Origin of the sequence: Bifidobacterium gallicum DSM 20093 = LMG 11596 (assembly GCF_000741205.1) — a bacterium.
GTDB classification, from domain to species: Bacteria; Actinomycetota; Actinomycetes; order Actinomycetales; family Bifidobacteriaceae; genus Bifidobacterium; species Bifidobacterium gallicum.
In genome coordinates this window covers 202,632-225,121 of the sequence record NZ_JGYW01000001.1, presented here as the reverse complement: position 1 = coordinate 225,121, position 22,490 = coordinate 202,632, and the positions used below count along the sequence as shown (strand labels likewise).

At 59.5% G+C, this 22,490-nt stretch carries 13 protein-coding genes and 1 pseudogene; 7 read left to right on the top strand and 7 right to left on the bottom strand.

What is annotated here, in order from left to right; translation table 11 throughout:
- Positions 1 to 251: 251 nt before the first annotated feature.
- The 3 genes from BGLCM_RS00845 (at position 252) to BGLCM_RS00835 (ending at position 4,267) form a co-directional block, all read left to right on the top strand.
- Positions 252 to 2,285, top strand: coding sequence for a lipase family protein (locus tag BGLCM_RS00845; protein WP_044084366.1), 2,034 nt, complete (start codon positions 252 to 254; stop codon positions 2,283 to 2,285).
- 47 nt (positions 2,286 to 2,332) lie between these two features.
- Positions 2,333 to 3,328 (top strand): Mbeg1-like protein, encoded by a 996-nt coding sequence (locus tag BGLCM_RS07900; protein WP_006295692.1) that lies wholly within the window; start codon positions 2,333 to 2,335, stop codon positions 3,326 to 3,328.
- Between the two features lie 150 nt (positions 3,329 to 3,478).
- The gene (locus BGLCM_RS00835) at positions 3,479 to 4,267 is read left to right on the top strand and encodes an alpha/beta hydrolase (protein WP_006295691.1); all 789 of its coding nucleotides are present in this window, start codon (positions 3,479 to 3,481) and stop codon (positions 4,265 to 4,267) included.
- A 29-nt stretch (positions 4,268 to 4,296) separates the two neighbouring features.
- On the opposite strand, the gene BGLCM_RS00830 is transcribed toward BGLCM_RS00835, so the two are convergent.
- Complete coding sequence (locus BGLCM_RS00830) at positions 4,297 to 6,369, bottom strand: Na+/H+ antiporter (protein WP_044084365.1); 2,073 nt, start codon at positions 6,367 to 6,369, stop codon at positions 4,297 to 4,299.
- A 198-nt stretch (positions 6,370 to 6,567) separates the two neighbouring features.
- Between BGLCM_RS00830 and BGLCM_RS00825 the strand changes: the two genes are divergently transcribed.
- Positions 6,568 to 7,026 carry a nucleoside deaminase gene (locus BGLCM_RS00825; RefSeq protein WP_044084364.1) on the top strand — a complete coding sequence of 153 codons (459 nt, stop codon included), beginning with the start codon at positions 6,568 to 6,570 and terminating at the stop codon, positions 7,024 to 7,026.
- Between the two features lie 472 nt (positions 7,027 to 7,498).
- Here the strand turns inward: BGLCM_RS00825 and BGLCM_RS00820 are convergent, their stop codons facing one another.
- The 4 genes from BGLCM_RS00820 to BGLCM_RS00805 form a co-directional block, all read right to left on the bottom strand.
- Positions 7,499 to 8,827, bottom strand: a complete 1,329-nt coding sequence (locus BGLCM_RS00820; protein ID WP_044084363.1) for a hypothetical protein — start codon at positions 8,825 to 8,827, stop codon at positions 7,499 to 7,501.
- Positions 8,828 to 8,890: 63 nt separating this feature from the next.
- Complete coding sequence (gene dcd, locus BGLCM_RS00815) at positions 8,891 to 9,472, bottom strand: dCTP deaminase (RefSeq protein ID WP_044084426.1); 582 nt, start codon at positions 9,470 to 9,472, stop codon at positions 8,891 to 8,893.
- Positions 9,473 to 10,086: 614 nt separating this feature from the next.
- Entirely contained in the window at positions 10,087 to 10,251 is a 165-nt protein-coding gene (locus tag BGLCM_RS00810; RefSeq protein WP_006295685.1) for an LPXTG cell wall anchor domain-containing protein, read from the bottom strand.
- A gap of 589 nt (positions 10,252 to 10,840) precedes the next feature.
- Positions 10,841 to 13,831 carry a cation-translocating P-type ATPase gene (locus BGLCM_RS00805; RefSeq protein ID WP_006295683.1) on the bottom strand — a complete coding sequence of 997 codons (2,991 nt, stop codon included), beginning with the start codon at positions 13,829 to 13,831 and terminating at the stop codon, positions 10,841 to 10,843.
- 255 nt (positions 13,832 to 14,086) lie between these two features.
- Here BGLCM_RS00805 and rlmB point away from each other — a divergent pair, with 255 nt between their 5' ends.
- The gene (gene rlmB, locus BGLCM_RS00800; protein ID WP_044084425.1) at positions 14,087 to 15,094 is read left to right on the top strand and encodes a 23S rRNA (guanosine(2251)-2'-O)-methyltransferase RlmB; all 1,008 of its coding nucleotides are present in this window, start codon (positions 14,087 to 14,089) and stop codon (positions 15,092 to 15,094) included.
- 87 nt (positions 15,095 to 15,181) lie between these two features.
- A complete protein-coding gene (locus tag BGLCM_RS00795; RefSeq protein ID WP_006295681.1) occupies positions 15,182 to 16,618 on the top strand; it encodes a DUF4032 domain-containing protein in 1,437 nt (478 codons plus the stop codon).
- A gap of 254 nt (positions 16,619 to 16,872) precedes the next feature.
- Here BGLCM_RS00795 and BGLCM_RS00790 read toward each other — a convergent pair whose 3' ends face one another.
- Together BGLCM_RS00790 and BGLCM_RS00785 are read right to left on the bottom strand one after the other, a co-directional pair.
- A complete protein-coding gene (locus tag BGLCM_RS00790) occupies positions 16,873 to 18,006 on the bottom strand; it encodes an ABC transporter ATP-binding protein (protein ID WP_044084361.1) in 1,134 nt (377 codons plus the stop codon).
- A gap of 299 nt (positions 18,007 to 18,305) precedes the next feature.
- Positions 18,306 to 20,957: a glycoside hydrolase family 3 C-terminal domain-containing protein gene (locus BGLCM_RS00785; RefSeq protein WP_006295676.1), complete on the bottom strand. Its 2,652-nt coding sequence runs from the start codon at positions 20,955 to 20,957 to the stop codon at positions 18,306 to 18,308.
- Positions 20,958 to 21,072: 115 nt separating this feature from the next.
- On the opposite strand from BGLCM_RS00785, the pseudogene BGLCM_RS08735 reads away from it, so the two are divergent.
- Positions 21,073 to 21,813: pseudogene (locus tag BGLCM_RS08735) on the top strand (potassium channel family protein); the annotation flags it as partial.
- Positions 21,814 to 22,490 lie beyond the last annotated feature (677 nt).

The window sequence follows — 22,490 nt, the reverse complement described above, 5'->3', positions numbered from 1 at the left end:
ACAGATTTGACTGCGAGCACGACCATTCCCACACAAATCCGCGCACATCCCCACACCAACCCTCCCCTAGCTCCACACACCAAGCCGCGTGTAGCTCCGCCCACAATCCACACCTCAATCCTCCTCTCAATCCGCACGCAATTCCGCTCCCTCTACCCGCCCCTAAATCCGCGCTTAGCTTGTTTACAGCCATGCTTCAGACAGCGCCTTTACAATCCGGAGGCATACCGCACAGAGGGGAAGGACTGATCATGACACCTCAAGAAGCCAAGCAGCACAGCACTAATCTCGTGATGGTACCCACCACGTTCCTGTCGCATTTCGCCCAAATGTGCGGCCAAGCGAAAGAGCGCTTCGAGAACGACATTGAAATCCCGTTCGACGATTCCTGGTTCTTCGCCCCAACAAACGTCTACAACCCGTACATGGCATGGTCGGCCATGGGCATTTGCCTGACGGGCTACAAGAATCTGCCCTCGAACGAATACCGGTATATTCGCAAATCGTTCTTCAACCTCGGCTGTGAAGACATTGACATTTCGAGTTATTACCATCTCAACGATGAAAACCCTGTGGCCTACCGTCTCAACGTGGACCAGGCCAGTTATGCGTTCGGCCATCGTCATGTGCATAACACTGACGGCACGGAACGCGAACTTGTGATCATGATGCTGCGCGGCACTTCCGACACCACGGAATGGCTGTCGAACTCCGAAGTGGCCGATTCAATCGCCGACGGCGACTTCTCACGCTTGGTGAACCACGAAGGCTTCTGGAACACGGCGGAAAAAGCGTTCCGCGATTTGCGCACCTATATTCAGCGCTATGACATTGACATGAGCGACGCGAGACTCTGGGTCATTGGCCACAGCCGTGGAGCTGCCATTGCGAACGCGCTCGCCGCCATGATTGACGAAGACACGTCACTCGGCGTGACGCATGACCGCCTCTATGCCTACACGTTCTCGGCAAGCCGTGTGACGATGCGCAAGGACTACAACAGCGCCACATTCGACAACATTTTCAACGTAATCAACCCTGAAGATTACATTCCGCGCCTTCCCCCATATGGTTGGGGTATCCGCCGTTTCGGCCGCGACCTGTATCTCCCGAGCATCGCCACGCGCTACGCCGACTACCGCACATACTTGGATGACTTCCAAACAATGTTCAAACAATGGACGCACATGGAGTTCCCCGCATTCCATGGCAATGCCGAAATCAATGCGCTGGAGCGCGAACTGCATAACATTTGCCCGGACATTCCCACGATGTACCAGCGCAAACGCTTCTCACATGCGGGCACATTGACGTTCGCACAGTACTTCACGCTGTTCACCGATCTGGCCGCCGTCAGCGGGCGCACGCTTGCTCTCGAAGCCGCCGACTTTGCGAAGTACGGCACCGGCACGTTCCGCGACTTCCTCGGCTTCTTCCTGCGCAACGAGATCCATGGCCACAACGCTCCAGCAGCCCATCAGGAGGAGGGATACCTGATCAAGCTCATGTTGTGCTGCAAATACAACATTGATATTGAACAAGGTGCCACGCCCGACGTCACACGCCTGAGCGTGTATGGTCCCGCATCGATCACCGTCAAGGATCGAGGCGGCGCTGTGGTGGGTTCGATCAGCAAAGGCCGCATCGACGACAAGCTCTACGAGACGAACAATTTCATTGCGATGTACGTCGACGACACCACAGGCGAGCAAAGCGTCTGGGTGCCCGACTCGGGCGACTACCATGTCACGCTGCGCGCCGAAACCAACGAGCCAAGCAAGCATCCGATTGACGCGCGCGTCAGCACGCTCGACCCTGAAGGCAACACGCTCACGCAAACCTATTACACAAACATCGCGTTGCCCAAGCAGGCACTCAACGAGTCCGTGGACTGGACGCTGCTCGCCCAACAGCACCAAGGCACAGCGGCCAGCCACTTCAACGACGTGGACGTGAGCGTTGAAATCCGTGGCATCGGTCAGCTCAACGAGGACGAAGCGTTCGTCTCGTTCTATGAACCAGGCGCTCATTCGATGCCGATTCCCAAACCCGAAGTCGTTTGTGACGCGCTCGGCTTCCTCAACGCCACGGCAGGCGACCACGGCATAATCCATGCTCATCATGGCCGTCACGCCAAGTTCCTCGGCTGGTTCGCGCCCGGCACGGCACCGAAGCACGCTCCCGGCACCGACCTGACGCACGCCGAACCATTGTCCACTGAAGAGTCCTACGTGCTGCCGCTCACACACAGCACCACGCTGACCGCTTGGTTTGAGAAGCGCTAGAAACCAACCATTAGCAACGCAAGCAACGCTAGAAACAGAGGCACCCCATGTTGCTGGATTATGTGCATGATTACGGCGAGCGTTCGTTCGAGCAAGTCAAGCCGAACGCGCTCGACTTGCTCGTGCTCGCCGAAATGTCAAACTTTGAGTACCAGCCCGCGCAGCCCACGCCATCCGCGCAGCCCGCGTCCGCCACGCCAGTTACGTCAGCCACCCCTGCCCCGCTCCCGCTCTCCCAAGCCATCGACGCCGCCGTGCTACCAACCATCACCGATGCACGCCAGCGCACACTCGTCTCACTCGAAAACAAGGAAGACATTGAACTCGCGCAGCTCGTCAAACATGCGCAACGCTACGCGCCCGTGCAATTCCGTGATTTCCGCGCATCTTATATCGAAGGCGCCCAACAGTTCGGTGCCTTGGCCGTGACCTACCACAACGTGTTGTGCGTCGCGTTCCGCGCCACCGACCTGACCGTCACAGGCTGGCACGAATCACTCGAACTCTCGCTCGTCACGCCGACCGGTTCGCAAGTTGACGCGGCTGAATTCCTCGCACGCAACGTGGCCGACTGGGACGGTCCGATCATCGTGTGCGGACATTCCAAAGGCGGCAACCTCGCCGAATACTCGTGCCGCGCGCTCGCCGAACAGCAGCCCGGCATTGAACAGCGCATCCTGTGCATCTGCAGTTTCGACGGCCCCGGTCTGGCTCCCGAACTGCGCGACACCGACGCCTACCGCCGCATCGCCCCGCTAATCCACACGTTCATTCCCAAATCGTCGATTGTGGGCAACATCCACGACCATCCGCGCGGCAGCGTGGCCTACATCGACAGTGACAAACCGTTCGTGATGCAGCATTACGTCTACAACTGGAAAACTCGCGGCACGCATTTGATCCGTTCACGCCAGACGTTCACGGGCCGCGTCGCCAGCGAACTGCTGAACCTGCTGATCGCCGTCACCGACGACACAGCCAAACGGCACATTTTCAACGTGCTGTTCTCGCCCTACCGCATGTTCAACCAACGCTTGCTTTAGACTGCTCTAGATTTGCAAGGTTCGCGTTCAAGCAGAAACGCGTTCGGCTGCGCGGCTGCAGCGGCTAGGCAGGTGCCGCGGAAATAAAAAACACAGCGAAATCCGTAAACAACGCGGCTGAACCGTCACGAGCGGCGTATATTGAGCGCTATGACAGACAACGCGATGACAACAAACACTGACGGCACCGAGCCTGCGAATCTTACGGGCCGCGAGTCGAACGTCGTTCCGGGCCGCTTTGGCGAGCCGCTGCGTGTCAAGCACGCCATCATGTCGCGCGGGGGCACCGCGAACACGCCGTCACGTCCGCTGTTGCTGCTGCTGCACGGGTGGGGGTCGAACGAGGAAGACCTGGGCAGTCTCATGCAGCACGTCGCGCCCTACAATGATTGGGTTTCGCTGCGCGCGCCGCTCGAGCTGCAAGCTCCGGTGCGCACGATGTTCGGCATGCAGCCCGGCGCGTACAGCTGGTTCCACGACTCAATCCCCACAGGCGAGGACCTCGACCGCGATATTTACGCGGCTTCCGTCGCCATCGACGAGTGGGTCACCAACAACATTCCCGACGAACGCCCGATTGTGCCACTCGGGTTCTCACAAGGCGGCGCGCTCGCAATCCAGCTGTTGCGCATCCATGCCGAACGATACCGCGCGGCCGTGTGCCTGTCTGGCTTCCTGGCGCCCGGATTGTTGCGCGAGGCGTTCCCCGACGACGCGAAACTCGAGCAGCTTGACATTCCCACGTTCTACGGGCATGGCGACGCCACCGACACTGTGGTGCCGCGTTACGATGTTGCGGCCACGAGCGCCTGGCTAGCCGAGCACACGTTCCTGACCGAGCATACGTACCGCGGGCTCGACCATTCCGTCAACATGGACGAGCTCGCCGACCTGCGCCAGTGGATGCTCGAATGCAACATTGCTTCAGGTTTGTTGTAAGCGGCGATGTTACAGCCCGCCAGCCCAGCTCAGATCGCCGCGTCGGCGTCCACGCTCATCACATACACGTTCTTGCGCAGCTGCCTGGCTTGCGCACGCGTAATATCGCCCGACTCGACCATGTCCTGAATGATCGACAGCTCAATGCTGAACCCTTCGCGCTTGGCTTCGTCGAGTCCGTTGATGAACGCTGTGGAATCGGTGACGTTCGGCCGCGCCTTGAGCGCCGCTTCCGCGCGACGGTAGTCGAGCAGCAGCGTCGAACAAAACTCGGTTTTATGGTCGTCCGACGCCATTTCGTCATAAAGCCGGTCAATTACATGCTCAATCGCGTGCAACTGCATGCGCCGCGTGTGCGCATAAATTTCATCTTCGCTCACGAGCGGCGTCGTGCGGCGCATTTTCTCGGAGATACGTTTCGTCAGCAGCTTGGCGCGCCTGGTGAACGCGCGCATACGTCCGCGCAGCTTCCACACGCGCTGTCCCGCGTCACGTTCGTCATGAATCTGGCGCAGCGTCGTCATGATTTGGTCAAGGATGCGTTCGCACGCTTCCTCATCCATCTGATCTTCGGCCGTCAGTGGCTCGGGTTTGGCATGAATCTGCGTGAGCTGCTGCTTGATATATTCCTTCTCCCATTCCAGCGTCTCGACCTGCAGCTGCTCGAGCCCCGCCGGGTCCACCGTGCCGATGCGGTGCTTGAGTCGCGTGATGCGTTTGGTATAGGAATCAATCACGATCATCACGACCCTTCTGTTTTCGGGTGTGATGCGTTGGGCCAGCTCTTCCACTGTTTTGCGCAGCAGTTCGATTGATTTTTGAATTATTTCTCGACTATCGTCATGGCCCCTGTTTGGCGCCAGTATCGGCAGCATGAAATTGGCCAACAGCAGCGTCACAATGATCACACCGCTGGCAATGAAAATGAGTTCATCACGCATCGGGAACTTGGTCCCAGCTGCGATGGTGTAAGGAATTGTGAACATCAACGACAACGTGATTGTGCCTTTGGGACCGCCAAATGTCATGACAGCGGCAGAACGCCAACGTTCCTTCGTCATGCGACGTCGTTGATGCGTGGTCGCGTCCGGCGCGATGCGCAACATGGCGGCCACCCACAGGAACCGCATGCCAACGACCACTAACGCCGTCAACCCAATGCATCCGAGCAGCATCCAATTCTGGATGCCCGGGTTGTTCCAACTGTTGTGCATGGCTCCGGGCAGCAGCATGCCGAGCAGGATGAACACGGCGCCATTGAGCGAGAAACTCAATACACCCCATACACTCGTTGCCACAATGTTCGTGCGCGCCACATTCGGTCCCACGCCGGTCCGGTCGAATCGTATGATGAGCCCGGCGGCCACAACGGCCAAAATACCCGAGACATGAATAACTTCTGCTCCAATGTAAAGCAGGAACGGGAGGAACAGCTCCAACAGAATGCGCGTCGTAGTCGTCTCCCAACCCAGCGAACGCATGGATTCAAAAATCCAGTTGGCCAGCATGCCGATGACGAGACCGAACAGTGCACCCGCGCAGAACGAGACGATGAACTCGCCAACGGCCTCCCCGACTTCAAAACGGCCCGTGACGGCGGCCGCAATCGCGAACTGGAAACCGACGATGCCCGAAGCGTCGTTGAACAGGCTTTCGCCCTTGAGCACACCGGCCTGGCGCTGCGTAAGGGAAGCCTCGTGACTCAGTGACGACACGGCCACAGCGTCGGTCGGACCGAGCGCGGCACCTAACGCGAGCGCGGCCGCAAGCGGTACGACGGGCCATATCAGATGCAAACTGAAGCCTACGGCGACCATCGTGGCGACGGCCAGACCGATAGCCAGCGAAAGTGACAAACTCAACGTTTTGAGTAGCGCGCCTTTGTCGATGTCATGCGCCTCGAGGTAGAGCAGCGGCGCGATGAACAGCACCATGAACAGCTCAGGATCGAGCGTGACGTCGGGGATGAACGGCAGTTGGGGCAGCAGCAAACCGAGCGCGATTTGCACGAGCGGTGTGGAAACTTTGGGAATGAACCGGCTCAAGAAACTGGACAGCACGACTGCTGCCACGATGCATAAGATGAGCTCGAATACCTCCACGGAACCTCCCTCGGCGTTGTCGGTGCATACTGTCTGTTGTTCAGTGTACAGGGCGCGTGTTGCCCGTAGGGGGTGTGGGACGGGAACAGGACGATGTGATGGACAGCGCGCGGTGAGCGGCAATCGGGAGATTGATGGGGGTGCATGAGCGGATGGGACAGCAGAACGCAGAGCGAGGTCAGACGTAGACTGGACGTCATGAACAAGCAGCTGGCCGAGCAGGCGATGGAATCGGCGATTGCGCAAGCGCTTCAAGCCAAACAGCACGGCGACGTGCCGATTGGGGCGTGCGTGCTCGACGCGGGCGGCCGTGTGATCGGGCGCGGACACAACATGCGCGAACGCAATCTCGATCCGTTGGCGCACGCCGAGATTGAAGCGATGCGTGAGGCCGCGGCGACGCTCGGAAGCTGGAACCTCGAAGATTGCACGCTCGTGGTCACGCTCGAACCGTGCCCGATGTGCGCGGGCGCTTGCCTGCAAACGCATGTGGGGCGCATCGTGTTCGGTGCGTGGGATGCCAAACTCGGTGCCTGCGGGTCGGTCTGGGACCTGCCGCGTGACCCCCATATTGGCGCGCACCCCGAAGTCTACGGCGGCATCCGCGAATCCGAATGCGCCCAACTGCTCACCGCCTTCTTCCGCCTGCGCGGGTGATGCGGGGGCGGGGCGAATTGGAGGTGGGGTGAAGCGGAAAATCTGCCGTTTTGTCGACTTGTCGTGCGGTTGGGCGCTCCACCTGTATCGTTTCTGTACCACCGTGGTACAAACGCAACACAGATAGGGGCAAAACGTACCGCTTCTGTACCACGGTGGTACAACCACGATACGGATTTCGAGCAAAAAGTAGCGTCAATGTACCACCGTGGTACAACCACGATACAAACGAGCCAAAATCCGTAGCGCCAACGTACCACCGTGGTACAAACACGATACAAATCCAACCCATCCGTACCGCATTCGTACCACCGTGGTACAAACACGATACGGATTTCGAGCCGTTTATGAGTGCAAGGCAACGCGCGGGGCGCCGGCTGCTATCAGCTCACCAAAACGTGGCGTGAGCGGCACGGGGCAAACTGGCAGATAGGGCAAGCTGGCGGCTGCCGCAAGCCCAACAAGTGCGGAATTATTGGATTACGCCGGCGTTGGGGTCGGTGACGGTGCCCGCGTCGCCCGTGTTGCCTGCGTCACCACCGGGAGCGACCTGTTGGACTGGTTGCTGCGGCAGCTGAGCCTGCTGGTTCTGCAGCGCTTGCTGGTTCTGCAGCGCTTGCTGATTCTGCAACGCCTGCTGTTGGGCCAATGCTTGTTGCTGGGCCAATGCCTGCTGTTGCGCGGCAGCGGCGGCTGCGGCGGCGTTCGCGTTGGCGAGGTCGGTGATTGAGGTTTGCACAGCATCATTGGCCTTGGTCAGCGCATCTTTGGCTTGTTTGACCTGATCAGCCGTCAGTTCCTCAGAACCGGCAAGCTTCTTGGCATCGTCGATCGCCTTGAGCAAGGATTCACGCGTCGCTTCATCGGCTACCTGTCCGGCCGAAGCATCGTAGGCTTCTTGGGCCGTGGTGACGGCGTTGTTCAAATCGTTGCGTAGGTTTTCGAGCGTTTTGGCGGCCTGGGATTGGCTCAACGCTTGTGAAGTCTTGGTCAACTGCTCGTTTGCCGTCGTTATGTTCTGCGTCGCCGTGTTCCAGGCAATGCGCGTCTCATCGAGCTCCTGCGACGGCATTGCAGCCGTGCATTGTGCCGGGGTCTTGGCATCGCGCGCTTGTTGTGCATCGTTCAAGGCCTTCGTGAAGTTCTCGATCGTAGCCGCGTCGGTCACATCCTTGGCAGTGAGCTTGGCCAGTGTGGTAGTGCCGTCCACACCTTTCTTCAGGCTCGCGGCAACGCTGTCGTAGTTGTGTTGCGCATCAAGGCATTCGTTCAGCACAGCCGTTTTCGCCGCGTTGTCGCGGCTTGAATTCCACCACCACAGGCCGCCGGCCACAAGACCCGCAGCAGCCACAACGGCAACCACGGCCACGACGATACGCTTGCCGTTGCCGCGTTTGGCCGGTTCGTCACCGTGGCGGCGATGTTGACGAGGCTTGTTGGCCGTTTCAAAAATATCCGAATCTTCAGCATCGTCCGCATCGGCATCGTTCAGCTCAGCATTATCGGACGTGATTGGCGTGGACGAGGCCACTCGCGCTTGCTGAATGGCGGGCAGCTCAGGTCCCGTTGTTTCGGGAAACTCCAGATATGAGGCGTCCACCTGCGAGGGCACGGTTTGCGTAGGCATCGTCGAGTCGCCGTTGCCGGTGGGCGGGAACAGCAGCGTATGGTCGATGATGTCGCTTGACCTATCCTCACGTGACGCGCCCGACATATGCGCATGGCTCTGCGATGGAGTATCGGGAGGAGTCAATAAATGTTGTTGTCCGTCAGTCGGACGGGAAGTTCCGGAATTCGTCATAATTACGCCCCTTCAGCAACACGACAACGTGACGCACGGTAACCGGCCGCGCCGTCCCGCAAGTCAGTCGGTAATCTGTGCCTTGTAGAAATTCACGTACGAACGCGACGGAGTTGGCCCGCGCTGTCCCTGATAGTGCGATCCGGTGACTTGCGAGCCGTACGGATGCTCAGCCGGTGAGCTGAGTTGGAAGAAGCACATCTGGCCGATTTTCATGCCGGGCCAAAGTTTGACGGGCAACGTCGACACGTTTGACAATTCGAGCGTAATGTGCCCCTCAAATCCCGGGTCAATAAAGCCGGCCGTCGAGTGCGTGAGGATGCCGAGACGTCCGAGCGAGCTCTTGCCCTCGAGACGTGCGGCAATCGTCGAGTCCAGCTTGACGTACTCCCAGGTGGAGCCCAGCGCGAACTCGCCCGGGTGCAAAATCCAGGGTTCGTCGGGCGCCACTTCGTATTCTTCGGTGAGTTCTCCCTGATTTTCCGCCGGATCAACATACGTATAGGTATGGTTTTTAAACAGGCGGAAGAACCGGTCGAGACGCACGTCAATCGACGCGGGCTGCACCCTCTCTTCTGTCCACGGATCAAGAGAGATATGGCCATCCGCATACGCGGATTTGATATCGCGATCGGACAGCAGCATGGCGCCTCCTCCAAGCATTCGATTTCATGGGTAACTGCAGTTCAGTGTAACCGCAGAGCATGAAAAATAGGCAATTCCTCGGCGCAGCGATGTCAAAAGTTGATCACAAACCTGTCATCGTCGACGTTTCTCCCACATTTTCCAAGAAAACATTCAGCAAAATCAACAGTTCCGTACAGTTTTGGCCGCCATACTGAACACTGTCAGGCGGTAAGGGCTCCTACCGGCTGAACGGAGTCACATGATTTCCGATAATTGAACTTCTCTCTTTCTTCTTCTCTCCTTCCCGGCGACCGCACGGCTGCCGGGTTTTTTATTGCTTCCGGCCGGCTCTCAACCTAACGCTCGAACGTAACGCAAGAGGCGCATGCTACAGATTTTTGTTATTTCTGTAGCATGCGCCTCTAACTCTTGCAAGCGCCCAATCTGGCCGTTTCTATGCGGTCCAAATTGAAATGCAGTGATGGACACCGGAAACTGCACGCAAGAGCCGCCCATCCCCACACAGTCCAAACCGGGACGGAGTGGGCGCACAGATGGACGGGTTTACATGGATGCGGGTCGCAAGCGCATGCGCTTGGCCGGCCCAAACCCAGGTGGATTCATGGACAGGGCTACTGCGCGGCTGATCCGTCAGCTGACGCGGATGATCCGCGACGCAGCATGCGCGTGGCGGCCACTTGGAAGCCCATGGCCAGCAACAGCGCGAGCGCGCCAACCATACCGGCCCACAGGTTGCGCGTGCCACCCGTGGACGGCAGCTCGAACGCTCCTTCCACAGCAATGTACAGCGCCGTAGTGTTACCGCATACGCACAAAAAGGGCGGCTGCAGATGGGGTGGAATGCAGCCGCCCGCGGGGGATTCATGGTAAGACTGGTCACAAGCCTACGGACGCTTACGATACTGGGCTTATGCGAAACAATCACCACCATACGTACGTCCGCGCTAGCTTTGCAGCCACAGGCCGTCACTTATGCTGATGTTGTATTCCCGTGAACCCACCCCTCCGTAGGCGCTGTACATCCGATGACTTCGTCGTCACCATAGCGATGCATCATCGCTTTCGACACATGCTACGTGAATGTTCACGCAAACGCCCGTTGTAACCATGTATTGGACATTTTTTGTACACCATTCGGGTACGCATGAGATTTTTGGCCGCGCGAAACCATCGCCTTATCTGCCAACGCAATCAACGTTTTTTCAGTGGTTCGTTTCATAAATCTGCATAGAGCTGCATATACACAATGAGCCTGGCCCATCTGTGGACCAGGCTCATCAATGCCAATCAGGTCAATGCCAATCAGGCAGCGGTGTGTACCGCCGCCCAGTCAGGCATCAACCATCACACCTCATGCAGCAGGCATCAGGCATGCTGGCGGCGCTTGTCGCCAATGCGCAGGAAGATCTTGCGGATCTCCGAGGCCACGAGCACCACGGCAGCCAACAGGATGCATTCAAGCCATGCTCCGGCCGGCAATGATGTGGTGCCGAATGCAACCTGCAACGCAGGCACATAGATCACAACGAGCTGCAACACCACCGACAAACCGATGGCGCCCCACAACCACTTGTTCGAGAACAACCCGACAAACGCCGACTGCAGATGCGAGCGCGAAGCCAACGCATTGAACAGCTGGGCGAACACGAGAATCGTGAAGGCCATCGTGCGCGCTTCGACCATCTGGGCGTCGTGGCCCTGCAGGTCGACCGAACGGTCCGTGAACAGACCGCCCGACAGATGCATGTCCATGCCGATCAGCGTGACGATCGCCATGATGATGCCGATGTAGATCACGTCGCCCCACATCGGTCCGTCGATCACGCGGTCGGTGAGCTTACGCGGCTTACGGTTCATCACATCTTCAGTCATCGGATCCACGCCCATGGCCAATGCCGGGGCGGCATCGGTCAACAGGTTGATCCACAACAGCTGCGTGGCCAGCAACGGCACGGTCACACCTTGGGTGCCCGGTTGCGAGATGCCGAGGAATCCGGCGAGCACCACGCCACCGAACACGGTGAACACTTCGCCCACGTTGGAGCTCAGCAGGTAGCGCAGGAACTTGCGGATGTTTTCGAAGATGCCACGGCCTTCACGAATGGCGGCCACAATCGTGGAGAAGTTGTCGTCGGCCAGGATCATCTTGGCCGATTCCTTCGTCACTTCCGTGCCCGTGATGCCCATGGCCACACCAATGTCGGCGGACTTGACGGCCGGAGCGTCGTTGACGCCATCACCCGTCATGGCTGCGATGTTGCCTTGGCGCTGCAGGGATTCCACAATCTTGAGCTTGTGTTCAGGCGCCACACGTGCATAGACCGACACTTGCGATGTCGCCTTGTCGAATGCGGCTTCATCAGGCAGCGCATCGAGCTGTTCGCCAGTCAGCGCCTTGCCACCCTTGTCGATGATGCCCAAGTCGGAGGCGATGCGGGCAGCCGTCAGCGGGTGGTCGCCCGTGATCATGACGGTGCGCACGCCAGCACGGTGGGCTTCGGCGACGGCGTCACGCACTTCAACGCGTGGCGGATCGATGATGCCGACCATGCCCGTCCAGATCAGGTCATGTTCAATCACATCAGCCTGTTCAGCCACGTCGGCTGCCTGGCCGGCGGCGTTGAGCTTCATGCCGGGCACAGCCGAAAGCTTTGGCGTTTCGAGCGGACGGTACGCTTCACCAAGCGTACGGTAGGCTTCGTTCGACAAGCGGTCCACCGCATGCAGGATGTCCTGGCGGTCACCCTCGGTGATCGGACGCACAGCGCCGTCCACGAGAATGCGGTTGCAGAAGCTCAGCAACACGTCTGGAGCACCTTTGGCGAATACAGTCAAATCACCATTGTCGGTTGTGTCTTTCGCGATAATCGACATGCGCTTGCGTTCCGATGTAAACGGGATTTCGGCCACACGCTGGAAGCGTTGGAATGCGCGATCGGCATGCGTCTTCTTGGCGGCCACAATGATCGACACTTCCGTCGGGTCACCAATGACATCCCACGTGCCGGGCTTGTCGCCAGCACGCAATTCACCATCGTTGGCCAATGCGCCAGCGGCCAGCGTGGCCAGCACTTCATGACGGACCGGATCGACCACGGCAGTGCCGTCCAGACCGATCAGATTGCCTTCCGGCGCATAGCCTGTGCCGGTCAGCTGCACTTCGCCCGAAGGTGTGACGACGCGTTCGACGGTCATCTCGTTCTTCGTCAACGTACCGGTCTTATCGGAGCAGATCACCGAAGCCGAACCAAGTGTTTCCACCGAATGCAGCTTCTTGACGATTGCGTGATGCATGGCCATGCGCTGCACGCCCAATGCGAGCACCACGGTCAGGATGGCTGTCAGGCCTTCAGGCACAGCCGCCACAGCCAACGACACGGCCAACAGCAGCGAATCGATGACATCCTGCGTGGTATGGAATCCTTCCATCACCGCCAATGCGATCAACACCACTACGGCGATGATGCACACGGCGATGCCAAGGATCTTCGAGACGTGGTCCATCTCCTTTTGCAGCGGCGACGAATCGTCTTCCGTGGCAGAAAGCAAATCAGCAATCTTGCCGACCTGCGTGTTCATGCCTGTGCCGGTCACGATCGCACGGCCGGTGCCCTGCGTGACGGATGTGCCGTTGAACACCATGTTCGTGCGGTCACCCAATGCTTTGGCCGATTCCAACGTCTCAGGCTTCTTGCCCACGGGCACCGACTCGCCCGTCAACGACGCTTCAGCGATGCGCAAGCTGGCGGCCGCGAACAAACGGCCATCGGCCGACACCGTGTCGCCTTCGGCCAACACGAGCACGTCACCTGGCACCACGTCGGTCGTAGCGATGCGCACCACGCGTCCGTCACGCAACACGTTCGTGGTCGGCGCAGTCATCTCGCTCAATGCGCTGACGGCCTGCTCAGCCTTGGCTTCTTGGATGTATCCGAGAATCGCGTTGACAATCAGGATCAGCACAATCACAATCGCGTCGAACGGCAACGCTTCCTCAGCATGGCCGCCGGCTTTTTCAATGATCCACGCAATCAGCGAGATGGCTGTGGCGGCCAACAGCAAGTACACGAGTGAATCTTTGAACTGTGCAAGGAACTTCTTCCATTTGGGCACAGGCGGCGCGCTGGCCAGCTCATTGGGGCCGAACTTGGCCAGACGGCGCTTGGCTTCCTCACTCGACAGGCCCACACTGGGATCGACGTTGAGCAGTTTGGCCACCGCAGCGGCGTCCGATGTGGACGGATCAACATCACCCAACAGCTTGCGCTGCGCCTGCACCTCCTGCTGCTCCTGGGGGCTCTGCGCTTCGACGCGGGGTTCAACGGGCGCGGGCCTTTCTTCCACTTCTTGTTCCATAGGAATTCTCCTTGGGGTTCGCCGCGGAGTTGTCAATCAAACGCCTTGAGCGGACCTGGCAGCTCCAAGTCCTGGCGTGATTGCGCGGTTCAACGGGCGTTCCAGCAAACCCAGAACGCATTCGCCCCCATTATTCCATATAAAACCCCCGTTCCTTTGCCTGTCAGCAAACGGCAGCAGCAATGGAAAAGCAACGCCATCACTTACCCGGCGCGCATGCGCGCGTTGGGTTGGCCAGATGGGATGATGGGAACCATGGCACAGAAGAAAGGCCCGACCAAGGGGTCGGGTGGCAAGCATCGTAACAAATTGCGTGGCAAAGGTCCCACGCCCAAAGCCGAAGACCGCGTGTATCACAAGGCATACAAGGCCAAGAAAGCGGCCGAACGCCACACGCGCGCCGATCCGCGTCTGGCTGCCCGCCGCCGCGTGGCAAAGTTCACGTCCGATTCCGACGACCTCGTAATCGGCCGCAACGCCGTACTCGAAGCGTTGCGCGTCAGCGTGCCAGCAAGCACGCTGTATGTGGCGGCACGTTTGGAGCATGACGATCGCACGCGCGAAATCATGCGTCTTGCAGGCATCCAGGGCCTGCACATCCTTGAAGCCGACCGTCTGGAAATGGACCGCATCGCCAAAGGCGGCCATCACCAGGGCGTAATCATGAAGGCGCAGCCTTTCCAGTACAGCTCGCTCAACGAGCTGGCCGACCGCGCCGAACGCAAGGCGCGCGCCATGCAAGAAGCCTCAAACGAATCGGCGCGCATCAACGCGCGACCGCTGTTCATTGCGCTTGACGGCGTGACCGATCCGCAGAACCTCGGCGCCGTGATCCGTTCAGCCGCAGCGTTTGGCGCCAACGGCGTGATTTTGCCGGAGCGCCGTTCGGCATCAGTGACGGCAGCCGCATGGAAGGTGTCGGCGGGAGCTGCCGCGCATATGCCGATCGCACGCGTCGTGAACCTGACGAAGGCCATTGAAGGCTTGAAGGAACGCGGCTATTACGCTGTGGGCCTTGACGGTAGCGGTTCGAAGGAAGTGGGCCAAACAGGTTTTGAGACCGACCCGCTGATTGTGGTGCTCGGATCCGAAGGCAAGGGACTGTCTCGCTTGACGCGTGAAGCGTGCGATTGCATCGCGGGCATCCCGATGACTTCGATGGTTGAATCACTCAACGCTTCCGTGGCTGCAGGCATCACGTTGTACGCCGTGGCGCGTGCACGACGCGAAGCAGCCCAAGGCAGATCGCTACAACAGAAATAACCATTATTTGGCGGCCTCTCACCCAAACGTGAGAGGCCGCCATCATTTGGGCGAAAACCCGAACCCCATGCGCTAAAGTGGGGGTCTATGAGTAATGAAGCACAGCAGCTTGATCCACGCGCGCTCAAAGCGACGAGCGTGAAGGCGGAAGACCCCGCAGCCCAAACGCCGGAACCGTCTTCACTGAAGATCACAGCGTCGGGTTCGGATCCCAAGATGTTCACGCTGCCTTGGGAACTGCCGTTGTCATCATGGCCCAAGGACCTGCTCGTGAACTTGCCGCGCGGTATTTCCAGGCACGTCGTGCGTTTCGTGCACGTGGGCGACGAAGTGTATGCGATGAAGGAAATCACACGCAACATTGCCGAACGCGAGTATGAGATGCTGCGCCAACTGCAAAAACTGGACTTGCCCACCGTGCAGCCGATCGCCGTCGTCACGGGACGGCATGATCGCAACGGGGAACCGCTTGAAGCGATCCTCGTGACGAAACATCTGAAATTCTCACTGCCCTACCGCGCGCTGTTCGCACGCACGCTGCGTCCCGACACGGCCGAACGGCTGATCGACGCACTGGCCGTGCTGATTGTGCGCTTGCATCTGGCCGGATTCTACTGGGGCGACGTATCGCTGGCGAACGTGCTGTTCCTGCGCGACGCCGACGCGTTCTCAGCGTTCCTCGTGGACGCCGAAACGGGCGAGCTGCAGGTCAACCTGACCGAAGGCCAGCGCGAATACGATATTGACTTGGCGCGCACGAATATCATTGGCGAACTCATGGATTTGAGCTCGGGTGAGCTGCTGCCTCCCGACGTCGACGAAATCGCCGTCGGCAACCGTCTTGTTGACCGCTACCATTCGCTGTGGAGCGCGTTGACCGACACCAGCAACTTCTCCCCCGATGAAATGTGGAAGGTCGAACGTCGCGTCAACAAGCTCAACAATCTGGGCTTTGACGTGGACGAACTCGAGATGAACACGACGCCCGACGGTAAGACCGTGCTCGTGCGGCCGCGCGTGGTGGACGCGGGCTATGCCAACCGTAAGCTGCTGCGCCTGACGGGCCTGGACGTGCAGGAAAACCAGGCGCGACGCCTGCTCAACGATCTGGACGCCTACCGTGCCTCAACGTGGCGTGAAGGCGAAGATGTGGAAGTCGTGGCGATGGATTGGATGCGTGAGGTGTTCGAGCCGACTGTGCGCATGATTCCGCGCGAGTTCCGCACGTCGATCGAGCCAGCGCAGTTCTTCCATGAAGTGCTCGAACATCGTTGGTATCTGGCTGAACGTGCTGGCCATGATATTCCGATGGCCGCGGCCGTGGAAAGCTATGTGAAGACTGTGCTGCCGAAGTATTCGCTCGATTCGAAGACCGTGGAACGGCTCAACGCCGAGGCTGATTCGGGCGTGATCGACGACCAGGCCACGTATTACGACTCCGGTATGGCCGGAATGGCGGCCGGTGAGGACGGCGACGGATACTTTGCCGAAGACGATCCCGACACGGCCGTTTGGGCGCAGTGACATGCGCTGAGACGTGCGCAGTGACGTGCGCTGAGCCGGCACAGTAACTTGCGCGGTGCCGGTTCGTTGACGCCCACCACGCCGGCACCGCGCCCCCTGCCGGCAGCAACAACAAGCTCCACAACAACGAAGAAGGTCCCACAGCAATTGCTGGGGACCTTCTTGCTTGCGCTTTGTCGCAATTTCCGCGATCGCCGCGCCTTCCCGACGCCCCGAAAGGCATCAGTACCAGCGCCGCACGCGCAAATCAGCTATTAGTTCAGACGCAGCTCGGTCGACGGTGCGAACAGGTGCATCTTGGCCGGGTTGATCTTGATCTTGACGATATCGCCGATCTTCGGCAGCACGCGCGGGTTCACGCGGATCGTCGTGAGCTTGTTCTGATCGGACATCAGCGAGCCGGTGTCCATGGTCTTATCAGCATCGCTCTGGATGATGTTGCCGTAGATGTAGCCATCGGAGCCCAGATCCTCAACGTTGACGACCTTCAGCGAGAAGGCGTTCGTGTCGTCGGGAGCAGCCAGCGAGGCGTCTTCCGGACGGAAGCCGACGATGATCTGGTTGTTGTCTTCCGGCGTGAGCTTGGCGACGGCCTCCTTCGGCAGTGCGAGCGTATCCTCGCCCACCTTGGCTTCGCCGTTGATGACCGGGTGCACGTTGATGTTCATTGACGGGGAGCCAATGAAGCCTGCCACGAACACGTTGGCCGGGCGATCATACAGCTCGGTCGGAGCGCCGACCTGCTGCAGGATGCCGAGCTTGATGACGGCGATGCGGTCGCCCATCGTCAGAGCCTCGGTCTGATCGTGCGTCACGTACAGCGTGGTGACGCCGAGCTGGCGCTGCAGGGCGGCGATCTGCGTACGCGTCTGCACACGGAGCTTGGCATCGAGGTTCGAAAGCGGCTCATCCATCAGGAAGACCTTCGGCTCACGCACGATGGCGCGGCCCATGGCCACACGCTGGCGCTGACCACCCGAAAGGGCCTTCGGCTTACGATCAAGGAACTCGGTCAAGTCGAGGATTTCAGCGGCCTTCTCCACGCGCTTGCGAATCTCGTCCTTCGGCGTGCCGGCGATCTTCAGGGCGAAGCCCATGTTGTCGGCCACCGTCATGTGCGGATACAGTGCGTAGTTCTGGAAGACCATTGCGATATCACGGTCCTTGGGCTGCATCGTCGTGACATCCTTGCCACCGATCAGAATACGGCCCTTGTTCACTTCTTCGAGGCCTGCAAGCATGCGCAGCGTCGTCGACTTACCGCAGCCAGAAGGACCAACGAGAACGAGGAATTCACCATCTTTGATATCAAGATTGAGATCATCGACCGAGGGCTTATCGTTGCCCGGGTAGATACGAGTCACATGATCGAAAATGACTTCTGCCATTATGGTTCCTTTCATCGGCAGGTACGTGCCGAACGATCCGTAGTGAAGGGGTTTTGTTTATTTGTCGCGCATGCAGCCGTCTCCTTCGACGCGGCTCCACTGTTCGACGTGACCCATGGAGAACTCCCCAGTGAGCTCCCTTCACTATACACAAACTTGCGTTCGCGTCAAGCAGGTTCAGCTGATTTGTCTCAGTAAAACGTTTCATCAACCAAATACTGGACGTTCAACCTGTTCAGTATGCAGACGACACTGCACAAACCTCGCTCTAGTGCCGAATCGTCCAGTTAGCGGCCGGTTCAGTCCGTCTCGTCTGCTCCTTCATTTTTCAAACGCCGCCGCATCGCACGGTTGGCGCGACGATTGGCAACCCACGCACGCACCAAGCGGGCACCACCATGCACTGTTTTGCCGTTGGCAATCGACACGATTGCATCGACCATCGGCTGATCAAGGCGGCCGCCGCCAAGTTTTTTGAGCGCGTTCGGCGTGGCATAGAGCACAAAGAACGCGTTGAGGTCAGGAATCCCGTCGCCTTTGAGTGACGCATAAGCGCGCCTGTGCAAACGCAGCGCGATGCCGCGCGCGATGAGGCTGCGCGACCAGCGCCAACTGCTCAACGGGTCATCGGCCGTCATGACCATGCCGGGAGCGCCTTCATGCGCCGACTCCTTGACAAGGCAACGGCGCAGCACGTCCACACCGCCGAACAACGCGGCCAATTGCGAAGTGGTGACTTGCTTGGGATGTGCCTGCAGATACGCACCGAGCGCGGAATCGGGGGTTTGGGCCGCCATGTCGCCATCTACAAAAATAGAAGAAGTCAATATTTGGTCACGGGCGTTCGTGCCGATTGAGACGCCGTACTCACCCGAGGTGACGCGCCAGCGGCCCGAGGCCGTGTCGAAATGGCGGAACGTGTAGCGGTCGAACGCGATTGTGACGCGCGCCGAGGCGCCGGCCGGCACGAATACTTTGGCGAACCCTTTGAGCTCGCGCGCGACGGGCACCCCGCCTGACGGCGCGGGCGTGACGTAGAGCTGCACGAGCGCGAGGCCGTCGCGGCTCGATACGTTGCGCACCGTGCAGGACGCGCCTTCGCGCGTGACTTGCAGATCCTGATATTCGAACTCGCTGTAGCTCAAGCCAAAGCCGAACGGGAACCGCACGGGCACGTGGGCCGTTTCGTAATAGCGGTAGCCCACGAGCGGGCCCTCCTGGTAGACGGCGTTCGGGCCGGCGGCCGGATAGATGCCGGCGCTCGGCACATCCTCGTAGTGCAGGGGCCACGTTTCTGTCAAATGGCCGCACGGGTCGGCGTGTCCGGCGAGCACGTTCGCGATCGCGCGCGAACCTCCCTGACCCGGCAGACCCGCGTACACGATCGCATCCACATTGTTGGCCCAGGGCAGCTCCATGGCCGAACCGCCGACGAGGACAACAATAACGGGCTTGCCTGTGCGCACGAGCGCGTTGACAAGCTCGTCCTGCACGCGCGGCAGACGCATGTCGGACCGGTCAATGCCTTCCGATTCCTTGGATTCAGGCAGCCCGACGACAGCCACGACGGCATTCACATAACCGTTGCGGCACAAACGCGCGGCCTCGCGGATCAGACGCACATGCGATTTGCCGTCGCGCTCGTAGCCTTGGGCATACCCCATGACGCGCACGCCATCGGTACGCGTCAACGCATGCAGCAGACTCTCGCTCTCGGTCGAGTTGACCTGCGCCGAACCTGCGCCCTGGAAGCGCGGCGTGCATGCCAGATCACCGACCACCGCAATCTGCGAGTCGGCGCCCAGCGGTAGCGTGTGCGATTCGTTGCGCAGCAGCGTCACGCATTGTTCTGCCAGCTCCACGGCAAGTTGCTGGTGGTCGCGGCGCATGTCTTCGGGCAGCGACGGCAGCGAGGACGGCGCAGGCTGCGCAGGCTGCGGGGAGCGTACGTCCGGTGACGCGGATTCAGCCCCAGTGGCGCCCTGCTCATCACGCCCGTCACGCTCGTCACGCTCGCCGTGCCCGTCCCGATTGTCATGCCTGTCCCGCTCATCCCGCCGCAGCGTTTCGGGCTCAATCTGTGTTTCACGTGCAACATTCTTGAGTTCCGCGATGCGCGCATCCAGATACGCTTCGTCGAGTTCACCGCGCTCCACAGCCTCGACGAGCTCGCGCACGGGCACGAGCCCCGCACCTGGCATTTCAATATTGGCTCCGGCCCGCACGCCGGCCGCTTCGTTGTCCGACCCACCCCAGTCCGACACAACGATGCCGTCAAATCCCCATTCGTCACGCAAGATATGCAGCAAATGCTCGTTTTCGTTGGCATACGTGCCGTTCACGCGGTTGTAGGAGGTCATCAGCGCTTTGGGCGCCGACTCGCGCACGACAATTTCAAAGCCCGTCAAATACAGCTCACGCAACGTGCGCTCATCCACAACCGAATTGCTGGCCATGCGCCGCAACTCCTGGCTGTTGGCCGCGAAATGCTTGGGGCAGGCCGCAATGCCGTTCGACTGGATGCCGCGCACGAGACCTGCCGCGATTCGGCCCGCAATCTGCGGATCTTCCGAGAAATATTCAAAGTTTCGTCCACACAACGGGTTGCGTTTGAGACACAGGCCGGGACCGAGCAGCACATTGACATCGAGCGCGCGAGCTTCCGCCCCGAGCGCGCGCCCCATCCGCTCGGCAAGCTGCACGTCCCACGCCATACCGAGCGTCACCGCCGACGGGAAGCACGTGGCCGGTAACGATTCGCCAATGCCAAGATTGTCGCCCGTGTCGCTTTGTTTGCGCAGACCGTTGGGCCCGTCACTCATGTGCATCGGGGGCACGCCAAGCCCGCTGTCACCGCGCGTGCGCCATTGTGAGGCCCCCGACAGCAGCGCCGCCTTCCGTGCGAGAGTGGGATCCGTAGACTCAGCAGTGGGTTGCGTGTGTGTTCTCATATGTTCACTTCCCATTTCCGTTGCGTCGCATATTCGGGTACCGATGCCGCCACCATGCTGTGCAGGCCTTGCGCAGCGAGAAAAAGGCCACGGCGCCATCCCCTACAATCTAACCATGACTCTCGCGAAATGGCACAAGTTCACTGATATACCGATGTTCATCTCATCAGTCATATTCCTGTTTGCCTATTCGTGGCTCGTATTGGGCAATTCCTATGCGCTCGCATGCAATGTGGTGATTGACGTGATCTGGGCCATTTACGTACTCGACTACATTGTGTGCTGGCGTTTGGCCGAGAACAAATGGCAATGGTTCAAACAAAACCTGCTGCTACTGCTCACACTGGTGCTACCAGTGTTCCGACCGTTGCAGCTGTTGCGACTGCTCGCCATGCTGCAGATTTTCAACCGCACAGCCGGAGGGGCTGTGCGCGGACGCATCACAGCGTATGCCATTTGCATGTTCTCAATGTTGATCTATGTGGGCGCATTGGCCGAATACTCAGTGGGACACAATGCGCCGGGAGCCAGCATCACGTCATTCGGCAACGCCGTATGGTGGGCGTTCGTCACGGTGACGACAGTCGGCTACGGCGATGTGCATCCCGTGACCGTGATGGGCCGTTGCGTGGCTGTGGGCTTGATGCTGACAGGCATCGCAATGATCGGTATTGTAACCGCCATGATTTCATCGTGGATCATTGACCAGATCCACCGTGAGAACGTCACTGAAGAACAGCAAGTGGCCGACGACACGGCGACCCGACCTCCCACGACGGCTGAAACGCGCCTGATGCAGGCCGAGATGCTGCGACTGACGGAAACCGTGTCGAACCTCAATGCCGAGATTCAACAATTGCGCCAATTCAACAAACGCGCACGCAAGAGAACGCATCAAGCCATCAAAAACGGCAATTTGCCGGTTGAAGTGGCGGCTGCGCTCGCCCAAGCGCATAGCGATCTGGTCAGCCGTGCAGTAGACAAAACCCACGCAGCCAGTACTGCCAACGACGCATCCAACCCATCGTTCAAGCCCGACAAAACCGTCAATCGGAACATCGACCACACTTTGGGCCACCACACGTCCGCCCACACCGCGTCAACTCACCCATCAGGTGAGCAGTCCGCATCCACGCAAACCCCAACCCCCTCGCAAGACCCGACCTCTTCGCAAGAATCGGCGCCATCCGCACAGCAGTCCACGTCGCCAAGCGCATCAACGCCTGGCACCACGCGCCGCAAGCGCCGTTACAGCAGCCAAAGCACCTATCACAGCCCGCGGCGCCGCAAATAACACACAAGCCCCAACAGCTCCAGCCCACACACAGCGGCCGAATCGTCACCCAGATGACCAGCCCGGTACGGAAAGATGCGCTTCTAGAGGCGCAAATGTAGTTACCCTGACCAGCTTGGTCAGGAAAGATGCGCTTCCAGAGATGAAACTGCAGTTTTCCTGACCAGGCCGGTCAGGAGAGATGCAGTTTGGGGCGGGAAAGTGCAATTTTCCTGACCATGCTGGTAAGGAGAGATACA

Bases quoted from the DNA above. Each gene is read 5' to 3' on its own strand.
- BGLCM_RS00820 (WP_044084363.1), bottom strand. From the start codon at position 8,827: ATGACGAATTCCGGAACTTCCCGTCCGACTGACGGACAACAACATTTA.
- rlmB (WP_044084425.1), top strand. From the start codon at position 14,087: ATGGCACAGAAGAAAGGCCCGACCAAGGGGTCGGGTGGCAAGCATCGT.
- BGLCM_RS00785 (WP_006295676.1), bottom strand. From the start codon at position 20,957: ATGAGAACACACACGCAACCCACTGCTGAGTCTACGGATCCCACTCTC.
- BGLCM_RS07900 (WP_006295692.1), top strand. From the start codon at position 2,333: ATGTTGCTGGATTATGTGCATGATTACGGCGAGCGTTCGTTCGAGCAA.
- dcd (WP_044084426.1), bottom strand. From the start codon at position 9,472: ATGCTGCTGTCCGATCGCGATATCAAATCCGCGTATGCGGATGGCCAT.
- BGLCM_RS00845 (WP_044084366.1), top strand. From the start codon at position 252: ATGACACCTCAAGAAGCCAAGCAGCACAGCACTAATCTCGTGATGGTA.
- BGLCM_RS00795 (WP_006295681.1), top strand. From the start codon at position 15,182: ATGAGTAATGAAGCACAGCAGCTTGATCCACGCGCGCTCAAAGCGACG.
- BGLCM_RS00790 (WP_044084361.1), bottom strand. From the start codon at position 18,006: ATGGCAGAAGTCATTTTCGATCATGTGACTCGTATCTACCCGGGCAAC.
- BGLCM_RS00835 (WP_006295691.1), top strand. From the start codon at position 3,479: ATGACAGACAACGCGATGACAACAAACACTGACGGCACCGAGCCTGCG.
- BGLCM_RS00805 (WP_006295683.1), bottom strand. From the start codon at position 13,831: ATGGAACAAGAAGTGGAAGAAAGGCCCGCGCCCGTTGAACCCCGCGTC.
- BGLCM_RS00825 (WP_044084364.1), top strand. From the start codon at position 6,568: ATGAACAAGCAGCTGGCCGAGCAGGCGATGGAATCGGCGATTGCGCAA.